Source organism: Curtobacterium sp. MCLR17_058, from assembly GCF_003234705.2.
In the GTDB taxonomy this organism is placed as follows: Bacteria; Actinomycetota; Actinomycetes; order Actinomycetales; family Microbacteriaceae; genus Curtobacterium; species Curtobacterium flaccumfaciens.
In genome coordinates this window covers 994,771-1,020,439 of record NZ_CP126262.1, presented here as the reverse complement: position 1 = coordinate 1,020,439, position 25,669 = coordinate 994,771, and the positions used below count along the sequence as shown (strand labels likewise).

Here is a 25,669-nt window from a genome sequence, read left to right as displayed (position 1 = left end):
AGCTGCGGTGGTCAGGGGCGCACGGACGACGGACGGGAGGCCCGGTGCCAGCTGGCACCGGGCCTCCCGTCCGTCGGTCGGTTGCGTCTACGCGGGGCGCGACGACGGGGACACGTTCTTGGACGCGTCCCGTTCCGGGATGTCGCCGAGTGCCTCGTCGATCGCCGCGAGGGCGTCCGCGTCGAGCTTGACCCCGGCGGCCTTCACGTTGTCGGTGACCTGCTGCGGACGCGAGGCACCGACGATGGCGCTCGCGACGTTCTCGTTCTGCAGGGTCCACGCGATCGCGAGCTGCGCGAGCGTGAGGCCGGCCTGGTCGGCGACGGGCTGCAGGCGCTGCACGGCTTCGAGGACCTCGTCGCGCATGAACCGCTTGATCATGTCCGCGCCGCCCTTCTCGTCCGTGGCACGCGAGCCCTCGGGCAGGGGCTGACCCGGCTTGTACTTGCCGGTCAGGACGCCCTGCGCGATGGGCGACCAGACGATCTGCGACAGGCCGAGCTGCTTCGACGCGGGGACGACCTCGCCCTCGATGACCCGCCACAGCATCGAGTACTGCGGCTGGTTCGAGATGAGCTGGAAGCCGAGTTCCTTGGCGAGTGCGGCACCGGCGCGGATCTGCTCGGCGGACCACTCGCTGACGCCGATGTAGAGCGCCTTGCCCTGGCGGACGACGTCGGCGAAGGCCTGCATCGTCTCTTCGAGCGGGGTCTCGTAGTCGTAGCGGTGTGCCTGGTAGAGGTCGACGTAGTCGGTCTGCAGTCGCTCGAGCGAGCCGTCGATCGACTCCATGATGTGCTTGCGGCTGAGGCCGACGTCGTTGTGCCCCTTCGGGCCGGTCGGCCAGTAGACCTTCGTGAAGACCTCGAGGGACTGGCGCCGCTCGCCCTTGAGCGCCTCGCCGAGGACGGTCTCGGCGGCGGTGTTGGCGTACGTGTCCGCGGTGTCGAACGTGGTGATGCCGGCGTCGAGCGCTGCCCGCACGCACTGGGTGGCGACGTCGTTCTCGACCTGCGAGCCGTGCGTCAGCCAGTTGCCGTAGGTGATCTCGGAGATCTTGAGTCCGGAGTTGCCCAGGTACCTGAATTCCATGGTCCCGACGCTACTGGAGTGAGCGCGCACGTGAGGGGTCCCGCGAGTGCCTGTCGGGGTGGGTGGGGCGTGTGGGTGCGTGCGTGGGGCGGGGGTCGGATCCGCGAGCGGGCGAAATGCCACGGTGCTCTCGCCAGCCCACCCATACCTTTCGCCCGCTCGCCTGGATGACCCCGGGCTGCGACTTCCGCGCTCCCTGCGATCGCCTCCACCCCCGCGAGCGGGCGAAACACCGCGGTGCCGTCGGCGGCGGGCGCGGTGTTTCACCCGCTCACGGGGGCAACCGTCCCTCCACAGCGGCGAGAGCGGGCAAGCAGTCCACAGAGGAGGCCCGACTCCCGTCCTCAGGGTCGGCTCGCCGTCACGCTGTGGAGATGACCGCAAGACGCCGACTCCCGATGGCACTCCGCGACGCTTCGTTCCGGGTACGGGATGCGCTGCACAGAGGCGTTTCACGTGGCCGACTCGACGCTCGAGATCTCGTCCGCCCGTTCCACGGCATCCGATCAGCGTTCCCACCGGAATCCGTGGATGAACGCGCAAGGGCGCTCGCTCCTCGACTCCGCCCCGATCAGGTCTTCAGTCACGTCACTGCGGCAGCGATCATCGGCGTCCCGCTCCCCCGTCGTCTCGAACGCGATCAGCGGTTGCACGTCACGACGATCGGGACCGACCAAGCGCTCCGGGTCCGCGGCACGGTCGGCCACCGAGCCCGGTACGGGTCAGTCCGCGCGACGATCGCACGAGGAGTGCCACTGACCACTCCGGCCGACACGTTCGTCGCACTGGGCTCGATGCTGACGCTCGACGAACTCATCGTCGCGGGCGATGCGCTCGTGGGCTGGCTCGGCTGGGCGACGCTCGACGAACTCGCCCAGGCCGTCCGACGACGACGGGGCATTCGCGGGATCGTGAAGCTCCGCCTCGCGCTCGACGAGATCCGGAGGGGATCCCGGTCTCCCGGAGAGACCCGGACACGGCTGGCACTCGTCCGCCGCGGACTCTCGGAACCGGCACTCAACCACGATGTCGTCGTCGACGGGCAGTGGGTCGCATGTGTGGACCTCGCCTACCCCGAGGCCAGGGTCGCGATCGAGTACGAGAGTGATCTGCACCGCACCGATCCAGCCACCTTCCGGAAGGACCTGACGCGCGGGGAGCACCTCAAGGACGTCGACTGGTGGCTCGTCAGAGCAACAGCAGACGACGTCGCGCACGGCGTCGACCGTTTCGTGGACCGCATCCGACGGCTGCTCGAGGCCGGCGCCAAAGGAGCCCACGACACGCGGTTTGCGACACTTGGGTGAACAATGGTTGACGCTTCAACCAAAACGGTGCACACTGGCGTAGTATCAACTCGATGCAGGCGCATGGAACGCGTCGCACCGCAGACTCTCGTTCGGAAGAAGGACCACCATGACGCTCACCGCTGACACCGTTCCCGGCTACAAGACCGGCACCTGGAAGATCGACCCGACCCACTCCGAGGTCACGTTCTCGGTCCGCCACCTCGCCATCAGCAAGGTCAAGGGCAAGTTCGAGACGTTCGACGCCACCGTCGTCACCGCCGAGAACCCGCTCGAGTCGACCGTCGAGGCCAACATCGACGTCGCGTCGATCAACACCGGCCAGGAGCAGCGCGACCAGCACCTCAAGACGAGCGACTTCTTCCTCACCGAGGAGCACCCGCAGCTGACCTTCCGCTCGACGAGCATCGAGGCGAAGGGCGACGACCTGCACATCGCGGGCGACCTGACCCTGCGCGGCGTCACCAAGCCGGTCGTCCTCAAGGCCGAGCTGGGCGGCTTCACCACGGACGGCTACGGCCAGGTCAAGTTCGGTGCCGAGGCGACCACGAAGATCGACCGCACCGAGTTCGGTGTGAACTGGAACGCGGCGCTCGAGGCTGGTGGCTTCACGCTCGGCAACGACGTCACGATCAACCTCGACGTCCAGTTCGTCCTCCAGGCGGCCTGAGCCACCCCTGACTCAACGCCCGACTGAGGGCACCGAGCGGCACTCCCCGAACCCGAGAAGAACGCCCCGACTCCGCACGGAGTCGGGGCGTTCTTCGTTGTCGGCCCCGCTCCGCCGACCACGAGCGGGCGAAACACCCCGGCCCTTCGTCCTGTCACGTCAGGCATTCCGCCCGCTCGACGATGCCGGGCGCCGAAGTCGACGCTGATCCCCGCAATCACGCCCATGCCGGCGCCCGTGCCCATGCAAACACCCACGCCACGAGCGGGCGAAATACCACGCCGATCTCCGTAGCACGCCGGACATTTCGCCCGCTCGCTTAAGGACCCGCGCGGTGCGCGAGCGACCCCGGCGGAGATCGGGAGCGCGGCCGAGCGGGCGGAATGCCCGGGACACGGCGGGGACGAAGTGCGGCATTTCGCCCGCTCGCGGAACGGGGCGCGAGCACGCGCGGGACAGGGAGCCAGCGTGCACGAGCGCACGAGCGCACGAGCGGACGAGCGCCCGGGCGCCCCCCGCCCCGGCACCGCCCCGGCCCCCGGCACCGCCCCCGCCCCCGCGTAACGTTGGCACGTGCGACGGCACCGAGGGGAATCCGCACGACGGACCCCGAGTTGCACGAGAAGCACCAACCAAGAACACGCCCGCACGACGAACAGGAGCACCACCATGGCGACCGACTGGATCGCGATGCAGGCCCTCGCGGCAGCCGAGTTCGGCCGCCGCGTCGCCGCCGTCGCCGACTGGGACGCCCCCACCCCCGACTCCGAGTGGACCACCCGCGACCTCGTCGCCCACGTCGTCGACGAGCAGCGCTGGATCCCGAAGCTCCTGACCGGGTGCGACTACGCCCAGGCCCAGGCGGACCTCGAGCCGATCGGCGACGACCTGGTGGCCGAGTGGCACCGGTTCGCCACGGCGGCCACCGACGCCTGGCGGAACGCACCGCAGGACACCCCCGTGCACCTCAGCACCGACGTCGTGCCCGCCGCGCAGTACCTCACCGAGCAGACGAGCGACATCACGATCCACACGTGGGACCTCGCCCGGGCGACCGGCACCGAGGAGTCCCTGCCCGACGAGCTCGTCCGCGCCGTGTGGGAGTACTTCGAGCCGCAGATCGAGGACCTCGCCGCCACCGGCCTGTACGCACCCCCGGTCGACGTCACCGAGGACTCCCCGCTCCAGGTCCGCCTGCTCGCCGTCACAGGTCGCGATGCCAGAGTGACGGCATGACCACCGACACGAAGCGCCTCGGCAACTCGGGGCTCGAGATCAGCAGCGTCGTCCTCGGCATGATGTCGTACGGCGACCCGGACCGGGGCTCGCACGCCTGGAGCGTCGGCATCGACGAGGCCCGCCCGTTCGTCCGCCGCGCGTTCGAGGCCGGCATCACGACCTTCGACACCGCGAACGTCTACTCGGACGGCAGCAGCGAGGAGATCACCGGCACGCTCCTCGCCGAGCTGGCTCCGCGCGAGGACGTCCAGGTCTTCACGAAGGTCTTCAACCGGATGCGTCCCGGCCGGAACGGCGCCGGGCTGTCCCGCGCGGCGATCATGCACGAGATCGACGCCTCCCTGACCCGGCTGGGCACGGACTACGTCGACCTGTACCAGATCCACCGCTTCGACCCGGTGACGCCGATCGAGGAGACCATGGAGGCCCTCCACGACGTCGTCAAGGCCGGCAAGGCGCGCTACATCGGCGCGAGCAGCATGTGGACGTGGCAGTTCGCCGAGATGCAGCACACCGCGGAACGCCACGGCTGGACGAAGTTCGTGAGCATGCAGGACCAGTACAACCTGCTCGAACGCGAGGAGGAGCGCGAGATGCTCCCCTTCTGCGAGCACACCGGTGTCGGCGTGATCCCGTGGAGCCCCCTCGCCCGCGGCCGCGTCACCCGCCCCTGGGACGCCTCCGGTTCGGGCTCGCGCGCGCAGACCGACGAGTTCGGCAAGACCCTCTACAAGCAGGACGAGGACGCCAACCGTGCGATCGTCGACGCGGTCGAGGCCGTCGCCACCGAGCGCGGCGTCCCGATGGCGCAGGTCGCCCTGGCCTGGGTCGCCGGCAAGCCCGCGGTCTCCGCGCCCATCGTCGGCGCGACGAAGGAGCACCACATCGACGACGCGGTGGCCGCAGCGTCGCTGACGCTCACCGACGACGAGGTCACGCGACTCGAGTCCGCGTACACGCCCCGGGTGCCGTCGGGTTTCTGACGCCCCCACGAGCGGACGGGAGGCACGGTGCCAGCTGGCACCGTGCCTCCCGTCCGTCAGGTGGTCGCGGTGACGGCCGTGGTCAGGCGACCGCGCTGCCGTCGGCGCGCTGCAGGCGCGCGATGCGCCGCCGCGCGGCTCGTTCGGACCCGGTCTGGTCGTCGAGGACCGCACCGATCCCGTCGAGCACGAGCTTCGTGGTGCGGACCACCGGCAGCTCCACCGGGCCGACGATCGGCGCACGGAGGCCGAGGAGCGAGCGGTGCCGCGGGTCGAGCGTGGACACCGCCCCCTGGAACACGGCGCGGTAGCCGGGTCGCAGCAGGCGGGACAGCGGCGGGTCCTTGATGAACCTGACGACGTCTCGGGTGCGCGAGTCCACCAGGAGTTCGCCGCGGTCGAGGTACCCGTTCATCTGGGCGCGGAGCTCCGCCTCGGACTCGGGCGGGTCGACGATGCGCATGAGCCGTCCGGCCTCGGCCCACTCGCGCACGTAGGCGTCCGCGCCTCCGGGGATCGGGCCGCCCCAGCGCTGGGCGGCGCGGAGGAACGCATCCGTGAAGGCGAGGTGCACCCAGCGCGCCAGGTCGGGGTCGTTCGCCGCGTAGGGGCGGGTGGTGCCGTGCGCGTCGACGTACTGCCCGCGGACCCGCTCGTGCAGCCGGAGCACCCAGTCGCTGCCGCTGCGGGCGGTCTGGCGGTCGCCGTACGTGACGGTGGCGATCCACCGGCTGGTGCCGGCCAGGCGGCCGAACGGGTCCTCGCGGTACCGGGAGTGGTCGGCGACGCCGGCGAGCGCGCCGGGGTGCAGCGCCTGGACGAGCAGTGCCCGCACGCCGGCGACGATGCCGTGGCTGCCGCCGTGCACCGCCCACGTGGCGGAGCCCGGACCGAAGAAGCCCGCGTCGGTGCCGTGTTCCAGGTCGTCCATCCAGGCTTCCGTGCCGGTCGAACCACCCGTGAACGTCTGGTTGAGGCGGGACCGGAAGACGTCGGAGACAGTGGACATGTCGTCATGTTCCGTCCGTCACCTGGGCGCGGGGGTGGCATCGCGCAAAGTGGCCCTCCCAGCGTGCACGGGGGTGGCCCACTAGGTTGGGTCGGGTGAGCATCGACACGCCTCGTCCCTGGCTTGCCTCGTACGCCCCGGGGGTCCCGCACGACATCGAGGAACAGAGTGGTTCCCTGTACGACCTGGTCGAGCAGTCGGCCCGGAAGTTCCCCAGGCAGGTCGCCCTCGAGTTCTTCAAGCGCACCACGAGCTACGCCGACCTCGAGGAGCAGATCCTCCGCGCGGCGAACGGCCTGCGGAAGCTCGGCGTGGGCGCGGGTGACCGCGTCGCCATCGTCCTGCCGAACTGCCCGCAGCACATCGTGGCGTTCTACGCGGTGCTGCGGCTCGGTGCGATCGTGGTCGAGCACAACCCGCTGTACACGCCGCGGGAGCTCCGCCACCAGTTCGAGGACCACGGCGCCAAGGTCGCCATCGCGTGGGACAAGTCCGTCGCGACGCTGCAGGACTTCCCGGCCGACGTGCACCTCGACGCGATCGTCTCGGTCGACATCACCCGGGCCATGCCCCGGAGCACCCGGCTCGCCCTGTCGCTGCCGGTCGCGAAGGCCCGCGAGTCCCGCGCGAAGCTGACGGCGAAGGTCCGCGGCACGGTCAAGTGGGACGACCTCGCCGACACCCGCAAGCTGTCGAAGCGGCACCCGCGGCCGGCCACCGACGACGTCGCCCTGATCCAGTACACGTCCGGCACCACCGGGACGCCGAAGGGCGCGGTGCTGAGCCACCGGAACCTGCTGGCGAACGCCGCGCAGGCCCGGGCGTGGGTGCCGCAGATCCGCCGCGGCGACAACGTCGTGTACGCGGTGCTGCCGATGTTCCACGCCTACGGCCTGACGCTCTGCCTGACCTTCGCGATGAGCATGGCCTCGCGGCTCGTGCTCTTCCCCGCGTTCGACCCCGCCCTCGTCCTGACGGCGATCAAGCGCCACCCGCCGACGTTCCTGCCGGCCGTGCCGCCGATCTACGCCCGGCTGCAGCACGCGGCCGACTCGGCGAAGGTGTCGCTCAAGGGCATCGAGATCGGCATCTCCGGTGCCATGCCGCTGTCGCAGGACATCGTCGAACCGTGGGAGACCCGGACCGACGGCTACCTGGTCGAGGGCTACGGCCTGTCCGAGTGTTCCCCGGTCCTGATGGCCAACCCGGTCTCCCCCGAGCGTCGACTCGGGTCGATCGGCCTGCCGCTGTCCTCCACCGAGGCGCGCGTGGTCGACCCCGACGACGACACGAAGGTGCTCGGCATCGACGAGCCCGGCGAACTGCAGGTCCGTGGCCCGCAGGTGTTCCGCGGCTACTGGGGCAAGGCCGAGGCCACCGACGAGGTCTTCACGCCCGACGGCTGGTTCCGCACCGGCGACATCGTGGCCATCGACGCCGACGGGTACGTCCGGATCGTCGACCGCCTCAAGGAACTCATCATCACCGGCGGCTTCAACGTGTCGCCGTCCGAGGTCGAGGACACCCTGCTCAAGCACCCCAGCGTCAAGGAGGTCGCGGTCGTCGGCATCACGCAGGGCGGCAACGAGCAGGTCGTCGCGGCCGTCGTGCCGAAGGACCCCTCGACGTTCGACGCGGCCGCGCTCCGGGCCTGGTCACGCGAGCACCTGGCGGCGTACAAGGTGCCGCGCCGGGTCGTCGTGGTCGAGGACCTGCCGCGCTCGATGATCGGCAAGGTGCTGCGGCGGAAGGTGCGGGACCAGATCCTGGACGGCTGACGGGCACTCCCGGGGCGGCGCCGCTCCGGCTGACGCGCGGGCGCCGCCGCTGATCAGCGGGCGCGCCGCGCGGGCAGCGTCAGCACGGACAGCCCGGCCACCACCAGCACGATGCCGGCCCATCCGCCGACGCCCAGGCGCTCCCCCACCACGAGCACCGCGAGTACCGCGGCCACGACGGGCTCGAGCAGGGACAGCAGCGTCGCGACCGACGCCGTCGCCGTCCGGAGCCCGAGCGCGTACAGCGAGTGCCCGATCACCGTCGGCACCAGAGCCAGGTACAGGAACACCGGCCAGTTGCCGGCGTCGGTCAGGAACGGCCCGCCCGCCACCACGGCGAGCACGACGAGCGGCACCGCGGCCACCCCGAACACCGCGCCGACGAGGCCGCGTTCGTTCGGCCCGCGGGCAGCCCGCGCGGCCGCGACCCCGACGTCCCCACCGACCGGCATGCTGTCGGACTCCGCACGACCGACGGCGATCGGCATCCGGCTCGTCGCGGCGTGCATCCCCCGCGCCACCGCCCACGAGTACAGCGCGTACGTCAGACCGGCGACCAGGGCGCTGCCGACGCCGACCGCGAGTGACCGCCCGCCGCCGTCGTGCTCGGAGCGCGCGAGGGTGACGACGACCATGCCGACCACGCTCACCAGGGTGGCGACGACCCACCGCCGGGTGACGCGCCTCCGGTCGGCGACCCACTCGACCAGGCCGGCGAAGACGGGCGACGAGCCGATCGCCAGGGTCGTGCCGAGCGCGACCCCGGCGTCGGCGAGGGCCGCGTAGAACGCGACCGCGTAGACCACGAGCGACGCGGCGCCGAGCAGTGCCCAGCCGCGGGTCCGGCGCTGGGCGACGGCACGCAGCGTGCCCCGACCAGCGGTCGCGGCGAGCACGAGGCCGCCGAGCCCGAAGGTGACCGCGCCGAACACGAACGCCGGTACACCGGGCGCGAAGTGCGTCGCGGTCCCGGTGGTGCCCCAGACCGCCGCCGCGACGGCGATCGCCGCCAGGCCGCCGACGGGCCTGGAGGCACGCCCCGCGCCCGGTCCGTGGCTCACGAGACGTGGACGCTCGGCCGTCGGTTCACTTCGGGTTCCGCTTCGCGCAGGACCTCGCGCGTGACGGGGGCGACGTCGCCGGCGCCGGTGAACACGAAGCGCAGGGCGTTGCGGATCGGGCTGCCCTCGTTCCACTCGAAGTAGATGCTCGGCACCACCCCGGCGAGGTCGCGGATGGCGAGGAGCGTCGACGCGATGGTGTTCGGGACGTTCCCGGAACGGACCTTGAGCACGCGGAACCCGTGGATGACGTGGCCTTCGACCACCAGGTCCTCTTCGAAGTCGGAGGAGTCGGCGGGCAGGACCTCGAGGAACATCGTCGGCACGCGGGCCGGGATGCCGGAGTCGCGGCGTTCCTCGCGCCCCTTCGCCCGGTACGCCTCGGCCGTGCCGGCACCGGGTTCGTTCGCGATGATGCAGACGGAGCTGAACTGGTCGGCGTCGGCCTCGACGAACTGGCGGGCGGTCGCGTCGAGCTCGATCGACGATGCCCGGAGCTCGAACGAACGCCGCACGCGCGAGATGAGCGACACCACGACGATCGCGATGATGAAGATCGCCGCGATCCGCACGCCGTCGGGCCGCTCGATGACGTTGGCGACGGTGGTGTAGACGAACACGACCGAGATCACGCCGAACGCGATGGTGCGCTTGCGCTGCTGCTTGCGGCGCGCGGACAGCGTCACCGCGACCGCGGCGCTCGTGATGAGCACGAGCACGCCGGTGGCGTAGGCGCCACCCTGGGCGTCGACGTCGGCCTGGAAGATGATCGTGATGACGAACGCGATGAGCGTGAAGATGATCACGAGGGGACGCACCGCGCGCGCCCACTGCGGTGCCATGCCGTAGCGCGGCAGGAACCTCGGCACCAGGTTGAGGAGCCCCGCCATCGCACTCGCACCGGCGAACCACAGGATGGCGACGGTCGAGAAGTCGTAGATCGACCCGAACACGCCGCCCATGTACTCGTGCGCCAGGTACGCCAGGGCGCGCCCGTTCGCACCGCCGCCCGGCTGGAACTCGCGCTGCGGGATGAGGAACGTCGTCACGATCGACGACGTGATGAGGAACGAGCTCATGATGAGCGCCGCGACGGTCAGCAGGCGCTTGGTACCACGGATCCGGCCCTCGGGTCGGTCGCTGGTGTCGTCGGTGGCGTCGCCGCGGACCTGTGGCATCACCGCGACACCGGTCTCGAACCCGGAGAGGCCGAGCGCGAGCTTCGGGAACACGATCAGGGCGATGCCGACCATCACGAGCGGGTTGCTGTGCTGTGCCGTCAGCCCGGACCACCAGTCACTCGCCACCATCGGGTTCTCGAACACGTGCCAGAGGGCGACGATGATGACGACGGCGTTCAGGGCGAGGAACACCGCGACGAGGCCGACCGCGATGCCGATGGCCTCCTTGAACCCGCGCAGGAACACGATGCCGAGCAGGAGCAGCAGCGCCAGGGTGAGCGGCACCGGGATCTCGGTGAACCAGTGCGGCGTGTACGGGTTCTCGGCGATGTGCGCCGTGGCGTCGGCCGCCGACAGGGTCATCGTGATCATGAAGTCCGTCACGGCGAACCCGAGCAGCACCAGCACGAGCAGCTTGCCCGCCCACCACGGCAGGAGCTTCTCGAGCATCATGATCGACCCGGCGCCGCGGAAGCTGTCGTGCGCGATCCGGCGGTAGACCGGCAGCGCCCCGAACAGCGTGACGAGCACGAGGACGATCGTCGCGATCGGCGACAGCAGCCCCGCGGCGAGCGCGGCGATGGCGGGCTGGTACCCGAGGGTGGAGAAGTAGTCGACACCGGTCAGGCACATGACCCGCCACCACGGGTGGGTCTTCTCGACCTCGACCTGGTGCGGGCCCTGGTGGGAGGCTCCCTGGTCGGCCCCGTGCAGCATCCACCGGCGCAGGCGGGTGCTGCGGTCGAGGGGCTGCTCGGTGGCGTCGCGCTGGGCGGCCCGCTCGGCGTCTGTCGCGGTCACGTGGATGATGCTAAGCCGTCCGGGTGACCCCCGTGCACACCCGGACGGTCCTGTGGACGGGGCGCTCCCACTACCGCCGTGTGCGGGACAGTGTCGCCACGATCCCGGCCACGACCAGCAGCACACCGGCGGCGATGCAGGCGGCGAGCAGCAGGGTCGTGGTGTCCACTGAGAACATCGGCAGCGCACTCACGGCCATCGCTCCGGCGAACACGAGCATCAGGACACCCCACAGGATCGTGCCGAACCGTGCGCCACGGCGTGCGGGCCGCCGGACGGGCTCGTCGGGAGCCGCCGGTGGAGCCATCGGCGCAGTCGTCTCGTCGTTGGTCGTTCCGTCGTTCGTCATCGTCCCGTTCCTCACTCGCCGACCGTGATCGCCCGCGGCACGTCGACGCCGCCGCCGAGGATCCACAGGTGCACCGTCGTCGTCTCGTCCGCATCGGCCGTGCGTGCCGCACGGTTCTCGAGCGTGGTGGTCCGGAGCACTCCACCGGCGCCGTCGTCGTCGCCTCCGCCGGTGTCGATCCCGTAGCCGACACCGCTCACCTCGACCCGTACCGGCACGTCGGTCGGCAGCAGCACCTCGGCCCCGCCGGCACCCAGCCAGAGGTTCACGTCGCCCCCGACCGCCGACGGTTCGAGCTCGCGGAGGTCCAGCGTCGGACCGCCGGCCAGCATCGCGAAGTTCCGTTCGGTGCCCGGGGCGGCACGTTCCACCTGCCACGTGGTGCCGCCGATCAGCGAGACCTGGGTGCCGGCGGGCAGGACCCCGGTGACCACCAGGGCCACCGCGGCGACCGTCGAGAACAGTCCGAGCACGTCGTCGTCGCGGCCGCGGATCCCGGCGACGATCGTCGCGATCGCCAGCACCGCGAGCGCGGCAGCGATCCCGAGGACCGGGACGGACCACCCGGCCTGCTGCGCCCAGAACGCGACCCCGGCTCCGGCGACGAGTGCGAGTCCGAGGGACACGGCGACGTACGCTGCCCCGGGTCGCCGCTCCACCCGCTCGGCCCGCCGTTCGGCCGCCCGCTCCCGTTCCGCGCGCATCCGCTCCTCGTGCTGCCGTCGCCGGTCCTCGGGGCTCGCGGGTGCACCCCACTGCCAGGAGGCCCGTCCCGCGTCCGCCGCGCCGGTCGCCTCCGCGGTCCACGCCTTCCGGGCCGGGTGCGGTTCCTCGGGGCTGGTCCAGAAGTCACCCCGCGGGGCAGCGGTCGGTCCGGTGCCGGTGCCGGTGCCGGTGCCGGTGCCGGTGCTCGCGGTCCGCTCACCGTCCACCCCGCGTCGGGCCAGGACCACGATCAGCCAGACGATCCCGCCGACGAGCACGATGCTCCACGCGGTGGCCAGGGTCGCCTCGAGCCAGCCGGGCATCCCCCAGGCGTCCGGGACACCCTGCCACCAGAGGCCGCGGGCGGCGGGCACGAAGGTGAGCGCCACGAAGGCGCCGATCGCGATGAGCGCCGGGTCCAGGACCCCGCGGATCATCCGCTCGACGTGGATGCGTCCGGCGGTGTCGGGCAGCAGCGCCCAGCCGACGGCGTAGGCGAGGAAGACCGGCCCGCCCAGCAGCGCGACGACGATCGTCACGCCGCGGACCACGAGCGGGTCGAGCCCGGTGCGGCGGGCGACGGCACCGCACACGCCGGCGAGCCAGCGGTCGTCGGTGCGCACGATGCCGAGGCCGCGGACCCAGTCGAAGAACCGGGTCGTCGAGTCGGCGCTGCCGGCGGCGGTGCCGGGAGCGGAGTCGTGCTGGTGATCGGTCATGGCCACCAGCATCCCGGCAGTGCTGCGCCGACACCATCGGGGTTCCCCCTGACCGGTCCCTGATCCCGGCCCCGGACCCTGCTGCGACCGCCGTCCGGGTGCCAGGATTGCCCCATGGCCACCGCGACGATGACGCGCCCGACCCCCAGGGTCGTCGGCGGGGTCTGCAGCGGGTTCGCGGCGCACACCGGGTTGCCGGTCGGGGCCGTCCGGCTCGCCACCGCGGTCCTGGTGGTCTGCGGTGGCGCCGGGCTGCTGCTCTACGCCTGGCTCTGGGCGACCGTGCCGAGCGCCGCCGCCGGGGCAACCGCCGGACGTGCACCGCTCAAGTCCGTGCTGACCCCGGCCGCCGTCGTCGACCAGGACGAGACCACCGCGTCCGCCCGGCGTGCCCCGGTCGTCGAGATCCTGCTCGGCGTGGCTCTGCTCGCCGCCGCCGGCGCGGTGGTCGCAGCGCGGATGGGGGTGGCCGTCCCCCTCGAGGTCATCGTCCCCGGCGTCGTGGTCGTCACCGGTGCCGCACTCGCCTGGCGGCAGTTCGACGCGCTCCGCAACGTCCGCACGGCCGGGTCATCCGCCCTCGTCGTCCGGGCGCTCGGGGCCCTGGTGCTCGTCGTGCTCGGCATCCTGCTGTTCTTCACGACGAGCAGCCGCCCGAACGTCTGGACCGTGCTCACCGCGGCGGTGGCCGTCCTGGTCGGGGTCGCCGTCGTGGTCGCCCCGTGGGTGGTCCGACTCGTCCGCGACCTCGCCGAGGAACGCGCCGCCCGCGTCCGCGACCTCGAGCGCGCCGAGTTCGCGGCGCACCTGCACGACTCGGTGCTGCAGACCCTCGCCCTCATCCAGCAGAAGGCCGAGCCGGGTTCGGACGCGGCACGGCTGGCGCGGGCGCAGGAGCGCGAACTGCGGTCCTGGCTCTTCACCGAGCGGGCGGAACCGGCGCGCGACCTCGGCGCGCAGCTGCAGGACGCCGCCGTGGACATCGAGGCCGAGTACCCCGCCCGCATCGAGGTCATCGCGGTCGGACCCGCCCGCAGCGACCTGCCGGACGGGCTCGTCGCCGCCGCCCGCGAGGCGATGCTCAACGCCGCCCGGCACGCCGGTGGGACCGTGAGCGTGTACGCCGAGACCGCCGGCGACCGGGTCGAGCTCAGCATCCGCGACCGCGGCCCGGGCTTCGACGTCGACGCGGTGCCCGAGGGCCGGTACGGCGTCCGCGAGTCGATCATCGGCCGGATGCAGCGCCTCGGCGGCCACGCGACCATCGCGCCGGGGCCGGGCCGCACCGGCACCGAGGTCCGGCTGACCCTGCCGCTCGCACCCGCGGCCCAGGACGAGGAGCACGCATGACCGAGCCCGCCCCGTTGACCGTCGCGATCGTCGACGACCACTCCATCTTCCGAGCCGGCGTGCGCGCCGGACTGCCACCGGGCCTCCAGGTCGTGGGTGAGGCGGCGACCGTCGACGAAGCCGTGACGCTCGTCGCGGCCACCCGCCCACGCGTCGTCCTGCTCGACGTGCACCTGCCGGGCGGCGCCGGCGGCGGCGGTGCCGAGGTCATCACGCGGTCCGCACCGGAGAACCCGGACACCCGGTTCCTCGCGTTGAGCGTGTCGGACGCCGCCGACGACGTGGTGCGGGTCATCCGAGCCGGCGCCCGCGGGTACATCACGAAGAGCTCGTCGAGTACCGAGGTCGCCGAGGCCGTGGCCCGTGTGGCGGACGGGGACGCGGTGTTCTCGCCGCGCCTGGCCGGCTTCGTGCTCGACGCGTTCGGAGCGGTCAGCGGCGAGACGGCGCAGCACGACGCCGAGCTGGACCGCCTGTCCGCGCGCGAGCAGGAGGTCATGCGGCTCATCGCGCGGGGGTACGCCTACAAGGAGGTCGCGACGGAGCTGTTCATCTCGGTGAAGACCGTCGAGACGCACGTGTCGAAGGTCCTGCGGAAGCTCCAGCTGTCGAACCGGCACGAGCTGACGGCGTGGGCGCTGCAGCGCAAGCTGCTCTGAGCGCCCACGCCGGCGTCACTTCGCGCTGATGCGGGTGTACTTGTTGACCGCCCACGGCACGAACACCACGAGCATCACGGCGATCCCGATCAGCACGGTCAGCACGGGGTGCTGCATCGTCCAGATGTCCGGAACCGGGGCGGATCCGACGTTGCCGAAGAGCTCCCGCGCGGCCTGCACGAGCGACGACACCGGGTTCCACTCCGCGAACACGCGCAACACCAGCGGCAGGGTGTCGCTCGGCACGAACGCGTTCGAGATGAACGTCAGCGGGAACAGGATCATGAACGAGGCGTTGTTGATGACCTCGGGCGTCTTGACGCTCATGCCGAGCAGCGCCATGACCCAGCTGAACGCGTAGCTGAACAGCAGCAGCAGGGCGATGCCGGCCAGGAACTCGAGCGGCGACGAGTTCACCCGCCACCCGACCGCGAGCCCGGTGAGCATCATGATCGCCATCGAGATCGAGTTCAGGACGAGGTCGGAGTTGGTGCGCCCGACCAGGACCGCGGACGCCGACATCGGCAGCGTGCGGAACCGGTCGATCAGCCCCTCCTTCAGGTCCTGCGCCATCGCCGACCCGGAGAACGTCGCACCGAACACCACGGTCTGCGCGAAGATCCCCGCCATCAGGAACTGCGTGTAGTCGGTCCCCTGCACCTGGATGGCGCCGCCGTAGACCTGGCTGAAGAGCAGCACGAACATGATCGGCTGCAGCACGGCGAACACGAGCATGTCCGGCGACCGCTTGAGCTTGATGAGGTTCCGCTTGGTGACGGTCCAACCGTCCTCGACCCAGACGGCGAGCGGCGAGGTGACGACGACGGGCAGCTGGCGGCCCGGCGCGAGGGACGTGGTGGTCATCGTGCCGTCTCCTTCTGCTTGGTGGCCGCGGGTGCGCCGGCGTCATCGTCCGTCGCGGCGTGTCCGGTCAGGCGGAGGAAGACGTCGTCGAGGGTCGGGCGCCGCATGCCGGCGTCGTGGAGTTCGATGCCGGCCTCGCCCAGGTCGGCGAGCACGCGCTGCAGGGCGGCCGGACCGGCCTCCACCGCGATGGCACGGGTTCGGCCGTCGCCCGAGGTCTCGACCTCGCCGACCCCGTACCGGCGCAGCACCGTCGTCGCCGCGTCGCCGTCGGCCTCGTCCACCAGGGTCACGACCACCCGGTGCCCGCCGACCTGCGCCTTGAGCTGGTCCGCGGTGCCCTCGGCGATGACGGCCCCGTCGTCGATGACCGCGATGTCGTCGGCGAGCCGGTCGGCTTCTTCCAGGTACTGGGTGGTGAGGAGCACCGTCGCTCCCTCGGCCACGAGGTCCTCGATGATGCCCCAGAGCGCCAGTCGGCTTCGGGGGTCGAGGCCCGTCGTTGGCTCGTCGAGGAACAGCACGCGCGGGTTCATCACCAGCGCCCCGGCGAGGTCGATGCGTCGCCGCATGCCGCCGGAGAAGCCCTTCACCGGACGGTCCCCCGCCTCGGACAGGTCGAAGACGTCGATGAGCTCCCGGGCACGATCGCGCGCTGTCCGGCGACCCAGGTGGTAGAGCCGCCCGATCATCTCGAGGTTCTCGAACCCGGTCAGGTTCTCGTCCACCGCCGCGTACTGCCCGGACACCCCGATCGACCGCCGGGTGGCCTGCGGGTCGGCGATCACGTCGATGCCGTCGATCGTCGCGGTGCCCGAGTCGGGCGTGATGAGGGTGGTCAGCACCTTCACCACCGTGGTCTTGCCCGCGCCGTTCGGCCCGAGCAGCGCCTTCACGGTGCCCTGCGGCACCGACAGGTCGAGTCCGGCCAGCGCGTGCACCGGCCCGGACTTCGACTTGTAGGTCTTGGTCAGCCCGGAGGCTTCGATGATGGCCATGTCGCTCCTTCGTCGGACACGGTGGGTACCCGGGGGTCCGGTGGAGCGACGGACGTCACTCAGACGTCGAAGTCACCACCACCGAAGTCGCTGAAGCCACCGCCGAAGTCGGATCCGCTGTCGCCCCAGCCCGCATTGTCGAAGCCGCCGCCGTCGGATGCGCCGCCGTCGGACGCCCCGGCATCGCCGGATTCAGCACCAGTGTCCTCCGAACCACCGTCACCCGCAGCGTCGGTACCGCCATCGAACGAACCGGGGTCCGGCAGGAACGCGCTCATGATCGCCGAACCGATGACGTAGCCGGCCACCGTCCCGAGGATCGACGCACCGATCATGCTGCCGAACGACGGACCGCCGCGCTGGCCGCCGAAGCGTCCGCCGCCACCGCCGACGCCGCCGAGCGAGCGCTCCATGAAGCCCGGCTGGCGGATCTCGGAGCGGGTCGCCGACTGGGCGAGCGAGCGCGGGTCGTCGCCACGGGGTGCCTCACCGGGAGGCGCGGTCCGGGTGAACTCGTCGTAGACCATGCGGCGCTGCTCGTCGGTCAGCTTGGCGAAGGCCTCGGCGTGGACCTCTTCGATGCGCTCCGGCGGTGCCGTGCGGAGCAGGTAGCGGTAGCGCTCGACCGCACGCTCGTCGTCGGTCGTGGCGCCCTGCTGCTGCGTCGGTGCACCGCCCCACTGCGGGACGCCGTACTGGTCGCCTGCGCCCTGCGGTGCGGACGGCGCCGGCTGCTGGTAAGACTGCTGGCCGTACCGGTAGCCCTGCTGCTGCGGCGGCTGCCCCCACTGGTTCTGCTGTGCGTCAGCGGATCGGTCACGCTCCGGACGTCCGAGCAGGCGGTCGAGGAATCCCATGGTCGATGCTCCTTCGGGTGCACGGTGGGCCCGGTCGGACCGGTCGTGGACTGCAACACTACGAACCCCCGGCGTCGACTGACTGAGCGCCCGCTCAGAGTCGGCCGGGAGGCGCGTGCCGGGCTGGCACCGCGCCTCCAGCCCGCACCGTGCGCACCTGCACACCCCGTGCGCGGTTCGCAGCCCCGTGCGCGGTTGCAGCACCGCACCCAGCAGCCAACCCCGCACCGGATCGCCGAGCCCGCACCGTGCGCACCACCCACCGGCCGGGAGGCGCGTGCCGGGCTGGCACCGCGCCCCCGGTCCGCACCGTGCGCACCTGCGCACCCCGTGCGCGGTTCCCAGCCCCGTGCACGCTTTCAGCGCCGCACCCGGCAGCCAACCCCGCACCGGATCGCCGACCCCGCACCGTGCCCACCACCCACCGGCCGGGAGGCGCGTGCCGGGCTGGCACCGCGCCTCCAGTCCGCACCGTGCGCACCTGCGCACCCCGTGCGCGGTTCGCAGCCCCATGCGCGCTTGCAGCGCCGCACCCGGCAGCCAACCCCGCACCGGATCGCCGACCCCGCACCGTGCGCACCACCCACCGGCCGGGAGGCGCGTGCCGGGCTGGCACCGTGCCTCCAGTCCGCACCGTGCGCACCTGCGCACCCCGTGCGCGGTTCCCAGCCCGGTGCGCGCTTGCAGCATCGCACCCAGCAGCCAACCCCGCACCGGATCGCAGACCCAGCACCGTGCCTCCGGTCTGCGCCGCGTGGCTCACCCCGCGACGAGCGCCGCCGTCCACACCGCGTGCAGCTCGTCCGCGGCCCCCGGGTGCGCCACGAGGAACGGCTCCCCCACGGGCGGGAAGCCCTCGACGGGGCCGGACCGCGTCAGCACGACGCCCCCGGCCTCGTGCACGAGCAGCACCGCGGCACCGTGGTCGACCGGGTTGAACGCCGAGACGCAGCCGCCGATGCCCCGCCCGGCCGCGACCTGGGCGATCGTCAACGTGCCCGATCCCTGCACCCGGAGCGTGCACGACCGGTCGGCCAGGGCGTCGAGGAACGCCCCGAACCCCGGCCACGGGCGGTGTCCGTCGAGCTCGGTGCCGACGACGGCACCGGCGAGCGGCCGGGGTGTGTCGTCGAGTCGGAGCTGGCGGTCGCGCAGGGTGGCGCCGCGACCGCGTCGGGCCTCGAGCACCTCACCGCGCCAGGGATCCGCGACGACGCCGACGAGCGGGCGGCCGCCACGGGTCAGGCAGAGCGACATCGAGGTCCACGGCACGCCGTTCGCCAGGTTGGTGGTGCCGTCGACGGGGTCGAGGAACCAGCGGTGCCGGTCGCCGGGGGCCTCGCCGTACTCCTCGCCGGTGAACCCGTGCGTCGGGAACACCATCCGCACGCGGGAGCGGACGTGCTGCTCCACCAGGCGGTCGACGTCGGTGACCAGGTCGGCGGGGTTCGCCTTGGTGTGGACCTCGCTGACCGGGTGTTCACGCGTGTAGGCGATGACCTCGTGGGCGATGCGGTGGGCCAGGGCCTGGGCGCGCGAGGCGACCTCGGTCTCGGTGGGCTCGCGGTCGCGCTCGGGCCAGCCGTCGCGCTCGGCCGCCGACAGGGCTGCGCCGATGGACCCGACGTCGTTCGTGGTGATCGAGTCGACACCGAGCCGGGCTGCCCAGATCGCGGGCTCGACGTCGTCGATGGTCCAGACGGCGACGCGCAGGCCCAGGGCGTGCGCGACCTCGACGGTGCGCGGGGTGAGGAACGCGACGTCGAGGTTGAGCGTCGACGGCTCGAGCGCCTCGAGGTCCGCCGACACCGGCGGGTCGAGCGACTCCCATGCCAGCCAGACGTCGGCATCGGGCAGCACGGAGCGGACGGCCGCCATCGCCGCCGGCGCCCCGCACCAGGCCACCGCGGTGGAACCGGTGAAGCCCGCGACCGTGCGGGCGGCGACCAGGGCGTCCTCGGCGTCGGTCAGGTCGACGAGCAGGGTGGACCGGCAGCCGTCGAGACGTTCGAGCGCACCGTCGAGCCGCGGGATCCGGTCGAGGCCGTTGCCGAGCCGGGCGACGTCGCACCAGTCGACGTCGGACACCCGGCGGGCGTCACCCCACATCCGGCCGAGGGTCTCGTCGTGCAGCAGGACGGCGACACCGTCGGCGGTGCGGCGGACGTCGACCTCGATCGCCTCGGCGCCGAGCGCCTCGGCGACCGCGATGGCGGGCAGCGTGTTCTCGCGCCGGACGCGCGGCGCACCGCGGTGGGCGACGAGGCGTGGCGGACGCACGCCGGGCCTCCCGTCCGGACTGGTGGCGACCACACGGTCGACCGCAGCCGCAGCGGAGACCGTCGACGTCGGGACCCCGGCGCTCATCGGGCGACCTCGAGCAGCACGCCGTCGCAGTGGACGAGCACTTCACCCAGGCGCACCCCGGTCTCGGTGCCGACCGCCGGCGGTGGCCCGGTGACGTAGGCGCGGAGCTCCGCGCCGTCGGTGCTGAGCACGACCTCGGCGAAGTGCCCCCGCATGAGCACCCGCGCGACCGTCGCGCGGATCGGCGAGTCCTCGGTGAGCACGACCTGCTCGGGACGGATCACCACCGTGTCGGCCGCCGTCGGGCTGACCGAGGTGCCGGCGAGGAACCGGCCGGTGACGACGCTCGTCGACCCGATGAACGACGCGACGAAGCTCGTGGCGGGGCGGGCGTAGAGCTCGGTCGGGGTCGCGATCTGCTCGATGCGGCCGTCGTGCATCACGGCGATCCGGTCCGAGATGCTGAGCGCTTCGTCCTGGTCGTGCGTGACGATCACGGTCGTGATGCCGAGGCGCTGCTGGATGCGGCGGATCTCGTCGCGGACGCTCACGCGGAGCTTCGCGTCGAGGTTCGACAGCGGCTCGTCGAGGAGCAGGACGTCCGGCTCCTGCACGATGGCGCGGGCCAGGGCCACGCGCTGCTGCTCACCGCCCGAGATCGCGGTCGGCTTCGAGCCGGCGTGGTGGCTCAGGCCGACGAGCTCGAGCGCGTCGCGCACCCGCTCGGCGACCCGCGCCTTCGGCACCCGTCGGGTCCGCAGCGGGAACGCGACGTTCTGCGTCACCGTCATGTGCGGCCAGAGCGCGTAGTTCTGGAACACCATCGCGCTCGGCCGGCGCTCCGGACCGAGCGACGTGACGTCGCGGTCCCCCATGGTCACGACGCCGCCGTCGGCGGGCAGGAACCCCGCCACCATCCGGAGCGTCGTGGTCTTGCCGCAGCCGGACGGCCCCAGGAGCGAGACGAGCTCGCCCTTCGCGACGTCGAGGTCGATGCCGGCGACGACGTCGCGCCCGCCGAGCGTCTTGCGCAGTCCGCGGAGGGTGAGGCCGCCGGATCGGGTCCGGTCCGTCGTGCTGCCGTCTGCCTGGAGGCCCGGTGCGCGTTCCGCGACGAGCGTTGCGTCCGTCATCTGGTCGCCTTTCGTGCTGGTGTGGGTCATCGGTGTCGGTCCGGGTGTCTGTCCGGGTGTCGGCCCGGTCGGTCGCGGCCGGGTCATCGGATCTGGAAGCCGTCCGCCAGTCGGCCGCCCATGATGTGCTTCCGGGCGAGCAGCAGCAGGACCACGGACGGGATGCTCAGCGCGATCGCGAACACCGCCGAGACCTGGCGCGGGGAGTTCAGGACGAGCGAGTACATCGCCGTCGGCATCGTCATGTACGTCGGGGCGCCGACCAGGTACGTGCCCTGCGCCTCGTCGAAGGACGCCAGGAACGACATCACCATCGCGACGAGGATCCCGGGCCAGGCGATCGGGAACGTCACCTTCCAGAAGGTGCGCCAGCGGCTGGCCCCGGCGTCGCGGGCGGCTTCCTCGAGGGACCGCGGCACGGCCGAGAAGGCAGCGGCGGGCAGCCACGTCATGAAGACGACGCAGCCCAGGACGTGCACGATCAGGATGCCGGTGACCGTGTTCATGAGGTTCAGCGCGGTGAACATCGCCGACATCGTGACGAAGAGGCCCATCTTCGGGAACGCGTTCGTGGCGAACAGCCCGACGAGCACGAGCCGCCGCCCCGGGAACTCGATGCGGCTGATCGCCCACGCGGCGGGCAGGCAGACCACCGCGGCGATGAGGACCGTGAGCGGGGCGAGGACGAGCGAGTTCTGCACGGCGACGGCCAGACTGCGGTCCTCGAACACGGTGCCCCACCACTGCAGGGTCCAGCCGTCGGGCAGCAGGTTCGGGTAGGTCCACGTCGTGGCGAAGGCCCGGGCGGCCAGCCAGACGAGCGGCCCGAGGATGAACACGGCCAGCACGATCGCGGTCGCCCAGACGAGGGCGTTGCCGGTCAGACGCTTGATCACTGCTGCTCCTGACGCTTCTCGTCGAGTTCGCCCGCGTTCGAGCGGACCGTCGAGCGGAGGTAGAAGACGCTCGCGGCCGCGGCGAACGCGAACACGATGAACGCCATCGCCGTCGACTGCTGCGGACGGTTGTAGGCCTGGAAGTACTTCGAGATGTCGACGCCGAGCATCGTCGGCGCGTTCGGACCGGTGAAGTACGGCACGGTGAACGAACCGAGCACCCCGATCACGGTGAACGTCGTCGCGATGACGAGCGGGGTCGCGGCCATCGGCAGGAGCACCTGCCAGACGACGCGCCAGGTGCTCGCCCCGGCGTCCTTCGCGGCCTCGACCAGGGCGTCCGGTGTGCCCTGCAGCGCCCCGGCGATCATGAGCACCGCGAACGGCAGGCTGGTCCAGACGCTGCCGAACACCACGGCGACGAGGGTGTAGCCCCACACCGGGACGTCGAGGCCGAACTGCGCACCGAGGCTCCGGAGGAACCCCTGCGCGTCGGTGAAGGTCAGGATCGACCAGCTCGCGATGACCACCGGCACGAAGATCGGCACCACGGCCAGGACGCTGAGGGTCTTGCCGAGGAAGCCTCCGCGGAGCCGCAGGATCACCGCGACGACGACGGCGAGCCCCACCGTCAGGCCGGTCGACAGTGCAGTCACCCCGAGCGTCGCGACCAGGTCGCGCAGGAACGTGGCGTTGCCGAGCAGGGTCGCGTAGACCGCGAACGAGAAGCCGCGCACGGTGTCGCCACCGATGTCGGCGAGCGCCTGGTTCAGGCCGCCGGTGAACCCGAGGCTGAACAGCGCGGCGTTCACCACCGGGACGCCGACGAACAGGACGACGACCAGCACGGGGGCGGCGACGAGGGCGAGGCCCTGCCACCGGTGGCGGCGGGCCAGTCGCTCCTGCGTCGTGCGCCCGCTGGCGGGGTGCGCCGGGCCCTGGGCGTGGGGCGGGACGGGCGGGAGGCCCATGGCGGAGTCGCCACGGGCCTCCCGGCCGGTTGCCGGGCCGTCCTGGACGGTCTGGGTCACTGCGGGACCTTCGCGTCCCACGCCGCGTTCATGTCGGCGGCGAAGTCGCTCTGGAACCCGAGGCGGAGCTGCGAGGGGTTCGCGTCGGCGAACTGCTCGGCGACCGACTTGGGCAGGCTGTCGAGCGGGATCACCGGGTAGCCGGAGACGGCGCTCGCGACGAGCTGCTGCCCCTTCGCGCTGAGCACGAAGTCGGCGAGCTTCTCGGCTGCCGCCTTCTTGGCCTTCGGCTCGGTCTTGGGGATGCCGAGGAAGCTCGCGCTGCCGGTGAACGACGGGTCGTCGATCTGCACGGCCTTGGTGGTCTTCGGGATGATGCCGGTCTTCTGCGAGGTGATGAACTGGTCGCTCCAGACCGGGGCCATCGCGATCTGGCCACTGCCGAGCAGCTGCACGACCTGGTCGTTGCCGTTCGGGTAGACGCCCTTCTGGTACGTCGACGGACCGAGGTCCTTCAGGGCCGCGAAGCCCTTGTCCCACTTCGACTCGAGGGACTTGTCGTACTTCGTCTGCATCGTCTCCTGCTCGGCGGGCGTCAGGTACTTCGCGAGCACCGTGGCCACGAACGAGCCACCCGAACCGCCGGACGACGGGGAGTTGTAGGCGAACTCGCCCGGGTTGGCCTTGATCCAGGCGAGCAGGTCGTCGAGGGTCTTCGGCGGGTCCGTGACCTTCTTCGCGTCGTACGCCAGCAGCACGCTCGAGGCGCGGTACGGGATGGCGCTGTCGCCGCCCTGCTGCTTCGTGGCGTCCGGGACGTCCTTCAGGTTCGGGATCGTGCTGTCGCTGACCGGCGCCATCAGCCCGGCCTTGCCGGCGGTGGTGACGAAGCCGGCGTCGACGAGGTCGTACGCGACGGACTTGCCGGCCTTGACCGCGGTGGCGAGGTTCGCCTGGGTCTGGGCGTCGTGCTCGCCGTGCAGGTCGATGCTCGTGCTGACGTGGATCTTCGGGTTCGCCTTCTCGAAGGCGGGGATGAGCGACTTGTCCCAGAGGTCCTGGACGTTGGTGTCGCCGCTGATGAACACGGTGAGGTCGGTGGTGCCGTCGGTGTCGGAGGCGTTCGAGGCGTTGGCGCTCTGGACGCAGCCGGAGAGTGCGACGGTCGCGGCTGCCGCGATGGCGAGGCCGGCGAGGACTCGGGTCTTCACGTGGGTTCTCCCTGTTCCGTGGTGCGTGGGGTGTGCGGGGTGGGGGCGTGCGTGCGTGCTTGCGGGCGTGCGAGGTTCGTGCGGGCGGGCCGTGTGGGAACGTTCCCGCGCCGGGGTCGAGTGTGGCGCTGCCGGGTGAACTCCGGGTGCCTCCGGCGTCGCCGCCGGGTGAACTCCGGGTGCGGGGGCGCGCGGGCGCGGCGCGGTGCTGCGGTGCTGCGCGTCGGATGCGGTGACGGCGCACGGTGCGAGTTCCGCTGACCCGTGCGGGGTTGACCGCTTCGTGCCCGGCTACAACCCTGCACGGAGCGGGCTATTCGCCCCCGACCGGCGAAGGATGCACCGTGCGCGGCCCCGTTCGCTGCCGACGCCCCCGCACCCAGCAGCCAGGTCTGCCCTGGGCGACGAACCGCGCACCGTGCGCACCGGCAAGAGGCCGAACAAACTCGCACGGTGCGTGGCTGAAGCCCCTCAGCGCGACATGCGGACTCCGGCCCGGCGGAGCTTCGCGCGGAGGACCCACTCGTTGCGCAGGTCCGACCAGGTGAGCCGCACCACGGTTCGCACCTCGGGGAACGCGCGGAGCCGGTCTTCCCGGATCTTCTCGTCGAACAGCGCTTCCTCCGGCGTCCGTCCCCGCAGGTACGCACTGCTCCGGTACTTCACGGCTCCGTCGAACTCGACCACGACCCCGGCATCCGGGAACCAGAAGTCCACGACGATGTCCGGCTCGCCGGGCGCTCGGAAGCGGTGCTGGAGGACCGGCGGCGGTGTCCCGAACTGGTCGAACCGCGCTCGTGCGTACGACTCCCCCGGTGAGTCCGATGCGGGATCGGCGAACCCGATCGCCCGGAGCGCCCGACGTCGTCCCTTCTGCCCGCGCCGCTCGATCGCCGACCGGACGTCTTCGCGCTCGACCTCGCGACGGAGGAGCGCATCGAGGGACACGACTGCGTCGGTGAACGGCAGCGTGAGTGCGAGATCAGTCGCCAGCCGATCGAGTCCACACACCAGCAACCCGTCGGGCGTGGCGACCGGACGCTCGTTCCGTTCGGCGTCGAGGTCGGCATGCACCACGAAGGTCGCGTTCGTGGTGCGCCGGTCGGCACCGCGTGAGGTCACGTGGATCCGTGTCGGTGGTGGGGTGAGCAGGGGCACACCGAAGACGACGGCGGCCGAGACGTGTGAGATCAGGTCTCCGGGGCGGATCCGGTCGGCGAACGAGCGCAGCCGAACGTGGTGCTGCTCGCTGGGGCGGAGTGCGGCCCATCCCGCAGACTCCGCGTACAGTCCGCGTGCTACCCGTGTGAGCTCCCCCGCAGCGGCCCGACGTCTGATGACATCGGACTCGTCGGGGCGCTGGGCGGACGTTCGGAAGGTGAGGACTTCGGGGACCGGTGCGAGCTTGAGGTTCATCGACATACTCGTGATGCTCCGGATCCTCCGCCTTCGGAGCAGCACCGCATGGGAGTGCTGTGGAGGACCAGCCCCGTCGACCACCTTGTGGAGGAATGAGCGGGCAGCCCGGG

The 25,669-nt window shown here is 71.8% G+C and carries 22 protein-coding genes; 7 read left to right on the top strand and 15 right to left on the bottom strand.

Translation table 11 applies throughout. The annotated features are described in order from the left end of the window. Positions 1–87: 87 nt before the first annotated feature. A complete protein-coding gene (locus tag DEJ11_RS04885) occupies positions 88–1,092 on the bottom strand; it encodes an aldo/keto reductase family protein (RefSeq protein ID WP_071405490.1) in 1,005 nt (334 codons plus the stop codon). A 374-nt stretch (positions 1,093–1,466) separates the two neighbouring features. Between DEJ11_RS04885 and DEJ11_RS04880 the strand changes: the two genes are divergently transcribed. The 4 genes from DEJ11_RS04880 to DEJ11_RS04865 all read left to right on the top strand — a co-directional run bounded on the left by DEJ11_RS04880 (position 1,467) and on the right by DEJ11_RS04865 (position 5,291). Beyond that, positions 1,467–2,399 carry a putative endonuclease domain-containing protein gene (locus tag DEJ11_RS04880; protein ID WP_284176685.1) on the top strand — a complete coding sequence of 311 codons (933 nt, stop codon included), beginning with the start codon at positions 1,467–1,469 and terminating at the stop codon, positions 2,397–2,399. Between the two features lie 109 nt (positions 2,400–2,508). Then, positions 2,509–3,069: a YceI family protein gene (locus tag DEJ11_RS04875; protein WP_027464630.1), complete on the top strand. Its 561-nt coding sequence runs from the start codon at positions 2,509–2,511 to the stop codon at positions 3,067–3,069. A gap of 669 nt (positions 3,070–3,738) precedes the next feature. Beyond that, positions 3,739–4,305: a TIGR03086 family metal-binding protein gene (locus DEJ11_RS04870; protein WP_110864494.1), complete on the top strand. Its 567-nt coding sequence runs from the start codon at positions 3,739–3,741 to the stop codon at positions 4,303–4,305. Next, a complete protein-coding gene (locus tag DEJ11_RS04865) occupies positions 4,302–5,291 on the top strand; it encodes an aldo/keto reductase (RefSeq protein WP_027464628.1) in 990 nt (329 codons plus the stop codon). Before DEJ11_RS04870 ends, DEJ11_RS04865 begins: the two co-directional genes overlap by 4 nt. A gap of 82 nt (positions 5,292–5,373) precedes the next feature. On the opposite strand, the gene DEJ11_RS04860 is transcribed toward DEJ11_RS04865, so the two are convergent. Next, the gene (locus DEJ11_RS04860) at positions 5,374–6,300 is read right to left on the bottom strand and encodes an oxygenase MpaB family protein (protein ID WP_110864492.1); all 927 of its coding nucleotides are present in this window, start codon (positions 6,298–6,300) and stop codon (positions 5,374–5,376) included. Positions 6,301–6,395: 95 nt separating this feature from the next. On the opposite strand from DEJ11_RS04860, the gene DEJ11_RS04855 reads away from it, so the two are divergent. After that, entirely contained in the window at positions 6,396–8,078 is a 1,683-nt protein-coding gene (locus DEJ11_RS04855) for a long-chain-fatty-acid--CoA ligase (protein ID WP_111103109.1), read from the top strand. A 53-nt stretch (positions 8,079–8,131) separates the two neighbouring features. Here the strand turns inward: DEJ11_RS04855 and DEJ11_RS04850 are convergent, their stop codons facing one another. The 4 genes from DEJ11_RS04850 to DEJ11_RS04835 all read right to left on the bottom strand — a co-directional run bounded on the left by DEJ11_RS04850 (position 8,132) and on the right by DEJ11_RS04835 (position 12,894). Beyond that, positions 8,132–9,139: an EamA family transporter gene (locus DEJ11_RS04850; RefSeq protein WP_111103111.1), complete on the bottom strand. Its 1,008-nt coding sequence runs from the start codon at positions 9,137–9,139 to the stop codon at positions 8,132–8,134. Next, entirely contained in the window at positions 9,136–11,037 is a 1,902-nt protein-coding gene (locus tag DEJ11_RS04845; RefSeq protein WP_217500037.1) for an APC family permease, read from the bottom strand. Before DEJ11_RS04845 ends, DEJ11_RS04850 begins: the two co-directional genes overlap by 4 nt. A 154-nt stretch (positions 11,038–11,191) precedes the next feature. Beyond that, positions 11,192–11,470, bottom strand: coding sequence for a hypothetical protein (locus tag DEJ11_RS04840; protein ID WP_111031136.1), 279 nt, complete (start codon positions 11,468–11,470; stop codon positions 11,192–11,194). Positions 11,471–11,481: 11 nt separating this feature from the next. Next, the gene (locus DEJ11_RS04835) at positions 11,482–12,894 is read right to left on the bottom strand and encodes a PspC domain-containing protein (protein ID WP_181440797.1); all 1,413 of its coding nucleotides are present in this window, start codon (positions 12,892–12,894) and stop codon (positions 11,482–11,484) included. A 114-nt stretch (positions 12,895–13,008) separates the two neighbouring features. Between DEJ11_RS04835 and DEJ11_RS04830 the strand changes: the two genes are divergently transcribed. Together DEJ11_RS04830 and DEJ11_RS04825 are read left to right on the top strand one after the other, a co-directional pair. Beyond that, complete coding sequence (locus DEJ11_RS04830) at positions 13,009–14,244, top strand: ATP-binding protein (protein WP_111103113.1); 1,236 nt, start codon at positions 13,009–13,011, stop codon at positions 14,242–14,244. Further along, a complete protein-coding gene (locus DEJ11_RS04825; RefSeq protein ID WP_111103115.1) occupies positions 14,241–14,903 on the top strand; it encodes a LuxR C-terminal-related transcriptional regulator in 663 nt (220 codons plus the stop codon). Before DEJ11_RS04830 ends, DEJ11_RS04825 begins: the two co-directional genes overlap by 4 nt. 15 nt (positions 14,904–14,918) lie before the next feature. Here DEJ11_RS04825 and DEJ11_RS04820 read toward each other — a convergent pair whose 3' ends face one another. From DEJ11_RS04820 to DEJ11_RS04780, 9 genes are all read right to left on the bottom strand, one after another. Next, positions 14,919–15,767 (bottom strand): ABC transporter permease, encoded by an 849-nt coding sequence (locus tag DEJ11_RS04820; protein ID WP_051596514.1) that lies wholly within the window; start codon positions 15,765–15,767, stop codon positions 14,919–14,921. Next, entirely contained in the window at positions 15,764–16,765 is a 1,002-nt protein-coding gene (locus tag DEJ11_RS04815) for an ATP-binding cassette domain-containing protein (RefSeq protein ID WP_111022661.1), read from the bottom strand. Before DEJ11_RS04815 ends, DEJ11_RS04820 begins: the two co-directional genes overlap by 4 nt. 59 nt (positions 16,766–16,824) lie before the next feature. Further along, positions 16,825–17,622, bottom strand: a complete 798-nt coding sequence (locus tag DEJ11_RS04810; protein ID WP_071405482.1) for a hypothetical protein — start codon at positions 17,620–17,622, stop codon at positions 16,825–16,827. 759 nt (positions 17,623–18,381) lie between these two features. After that, positions 18,382–19,989, bottom strand: a complete 1,608-nt coding sequence (locus DEJ11_RS04805) for an inositol monophosphatase family protein (protein ID WP_111103117.1) — start codon at positions 19,987–19,989, stop codon at positions 18,382–18,384. Further along, on the bottom strand, positions 19,986–21,062 hold the full coding sequence (locus DEJ11_RS04800) for an ABC transporter ATP-binding protein (protein ID WP_258375325.1): 1,077 nt from the start codon (positions 21,060–21,062) through the stop codon (positions 19,986–19,988). The genes DEJ11_RS04805 and DEJ11_RS04800 overlap by 4 nt, the downstream gene beginning before the upstream one ends. Positions 21,063–21,145: 83 nt before the next feature. Continuing rightward, positions 21,146–21,958, bottom strand: coding sequence for an ABC transporter permease (locus DEJ11_RS04795; protein ID WP_017886992.1), 813 nt, complete (start codon positions 21,956–21,958; stop codon positions 21,146–21,148). Continuing rightward, on the bottom strand, positions 21,955–22,989 hold the full coding sequence (locus tag DEJ11_RS04790) for an ABC transporter permease (RefSeq protein ID WP_111103121.1): 1,035 nt from the start codon (positions 22,987–22,989) through the stop codon (positions 21,955–21,957). The genes DEJ11_RS04795 and DEJ11_RS04790 overlap by 4 nt, the downstream gene beginning before the upstream one ends. After that, positions 22,986–24,140 (bottom strand): extracellular solute-binding protein, encoded by a 1,155-nt coding sequence (locus DEJ11_RS04785; RefSeq protein WP_111103123.1) that lies wholly within the window; start codon positions 24,138–24,140, stop codon positions 22,986–22,988. Before DEJ11_RS04785 ends, DEJ11_RS04790 begins: the two co-directional genes overlap by 4 nt. A gap of 471 nt (positions 24,141–24,611) precedes the next feature. Further along, positions 24,612–25,262, bottom strand: a complete 651-nt coding sequence (locus tag DEJ11_RS04780) for a hypothetical protein (RefSeq protein ID WP_259489293.1) — start codon at positions 25,260–25,262, stop codon at positions 24,612–24,614. Positions 25,263–25,669: the final 407 nt, after the last annotated feature.

Excerpts from the sequence above, each read along its gene's own strand:
- DEJ11_RS04865 (WP_027464628.1), top strand. The coding sequence starts at position 4,302 with ATGACCACCGACACGAAGCGCCTCGGCAACTCGGGGCTCGAGATCAGC.
- DEJ11_RS04805 (WP_111103117.1), bottom strand. The coding sequence starts at position 19,989 with ATGAGCGCCGGGGTCCCGACGTCGACGGTCTCCGCTGCGGCTGCGGTC.
- DEJ11_RS04800 (WP_258375325.1), bottom strand. The coding sequence starts at position 21,062 with ATGACGGACGCAACGCTCGTCGCGGAACGCGCACCGGGCCTCCAGGCA.
- DEJ11_RS04875 (WP_027464630.1), top strand. The coding sequence starts at position 2,509 with ATGACGCTCACCGCTGACACCGTTCCCGGCTACAAGACCGGCACCTGG.
- DEJ11_RS04820 (WP_051596514.1), bottom strand. The coding sequence starts at position 15,767 with ATGACCACCACGTCCCTCGCGCCGGGCCGCCAGCTGCCCGTCGTCGTC.
- DEJ11_RS04815 (WP_111022661.1), bottom strand. The coding sequence starts at position 16,765 with ATGGCCATCATCGAAGCCTCCGGGCTGACCAAGACCTACAAGTCGAAG.
- DEJ11_RS04840 (WP_111031136.1), bottom strand. The coding sequence starts at position 11,470 with ATGACGAACGACGGAACGACCAACGACGAGACGACTGCGCCGATGGCT.
- DEJ11_RS04810 (WP_071405482.1), bottom strand. The coding sequence starts at position 17,622 with ATGGGATTCCTCGACCGCCTGCTCGGACGTCCGGAGCGTGACCGATCC.
- DEJ11_RS04845 (WP_217500037.1), bottom strand. The coding sequence starts at position 11,037 with ATGCTGCACGGGGCCGACCAGGGAGCCTCCCACCAGGGCCCGCACCAG.
- DEJ11_RS04880 (WP_284176685.1), top strand. The coding sequence starts at position 1,467 with ATGACCGCAAGACGCCGACTCCCGATGGCACTCCGCGACGCTTCGTTC.
- DEJ11_RS04885 (WP_071405490.1), bottom strand. The coding sequence starts at position 1,092 with ATGGAATTCAGGTACCTGGGCAACTCCGGACTCAAGATCTCCGAGATC.
- DEJ11_RS04835 (WP_181440797.1), bottom strand. The coding sequence starts at position 12,894 with ATGACCGATCACCAGCACGACTCCGCTCCCGGCACCGCCGCCGGCAGC.
- DEJ11_RS04825 (WP_111103115.1), top strand. The coding sequence starts at position 14,241 with ATGACCGAGCCCGCCCCGTTGACCGTCGCGATCGTCGACGACCACTCC.
- DEJ11_RS04830 (WP_111103113.1), top strand. The coding sequence starts at position 13,009 with ATGGCCACCGCGACGATGACGCGCCCGACCCCCAGGGTCGTCGGCGGG.
- DEJ11_RS04860 (WP_110864492.1), bottom strand. The coding sequence starts at position 6,300 with ATGTCCACTGTCTCCGACGTCTTCCGGTCCCGCCTCAACCAGACGTTC.
- DEJ11_RS04870 (WP_110864494.1), top strand. The coding sequence starts at position 3,739 with ATGGCGACCGACTGGATCGCGATGCAGGCCCTCGCGGCAGCCGAGTTC.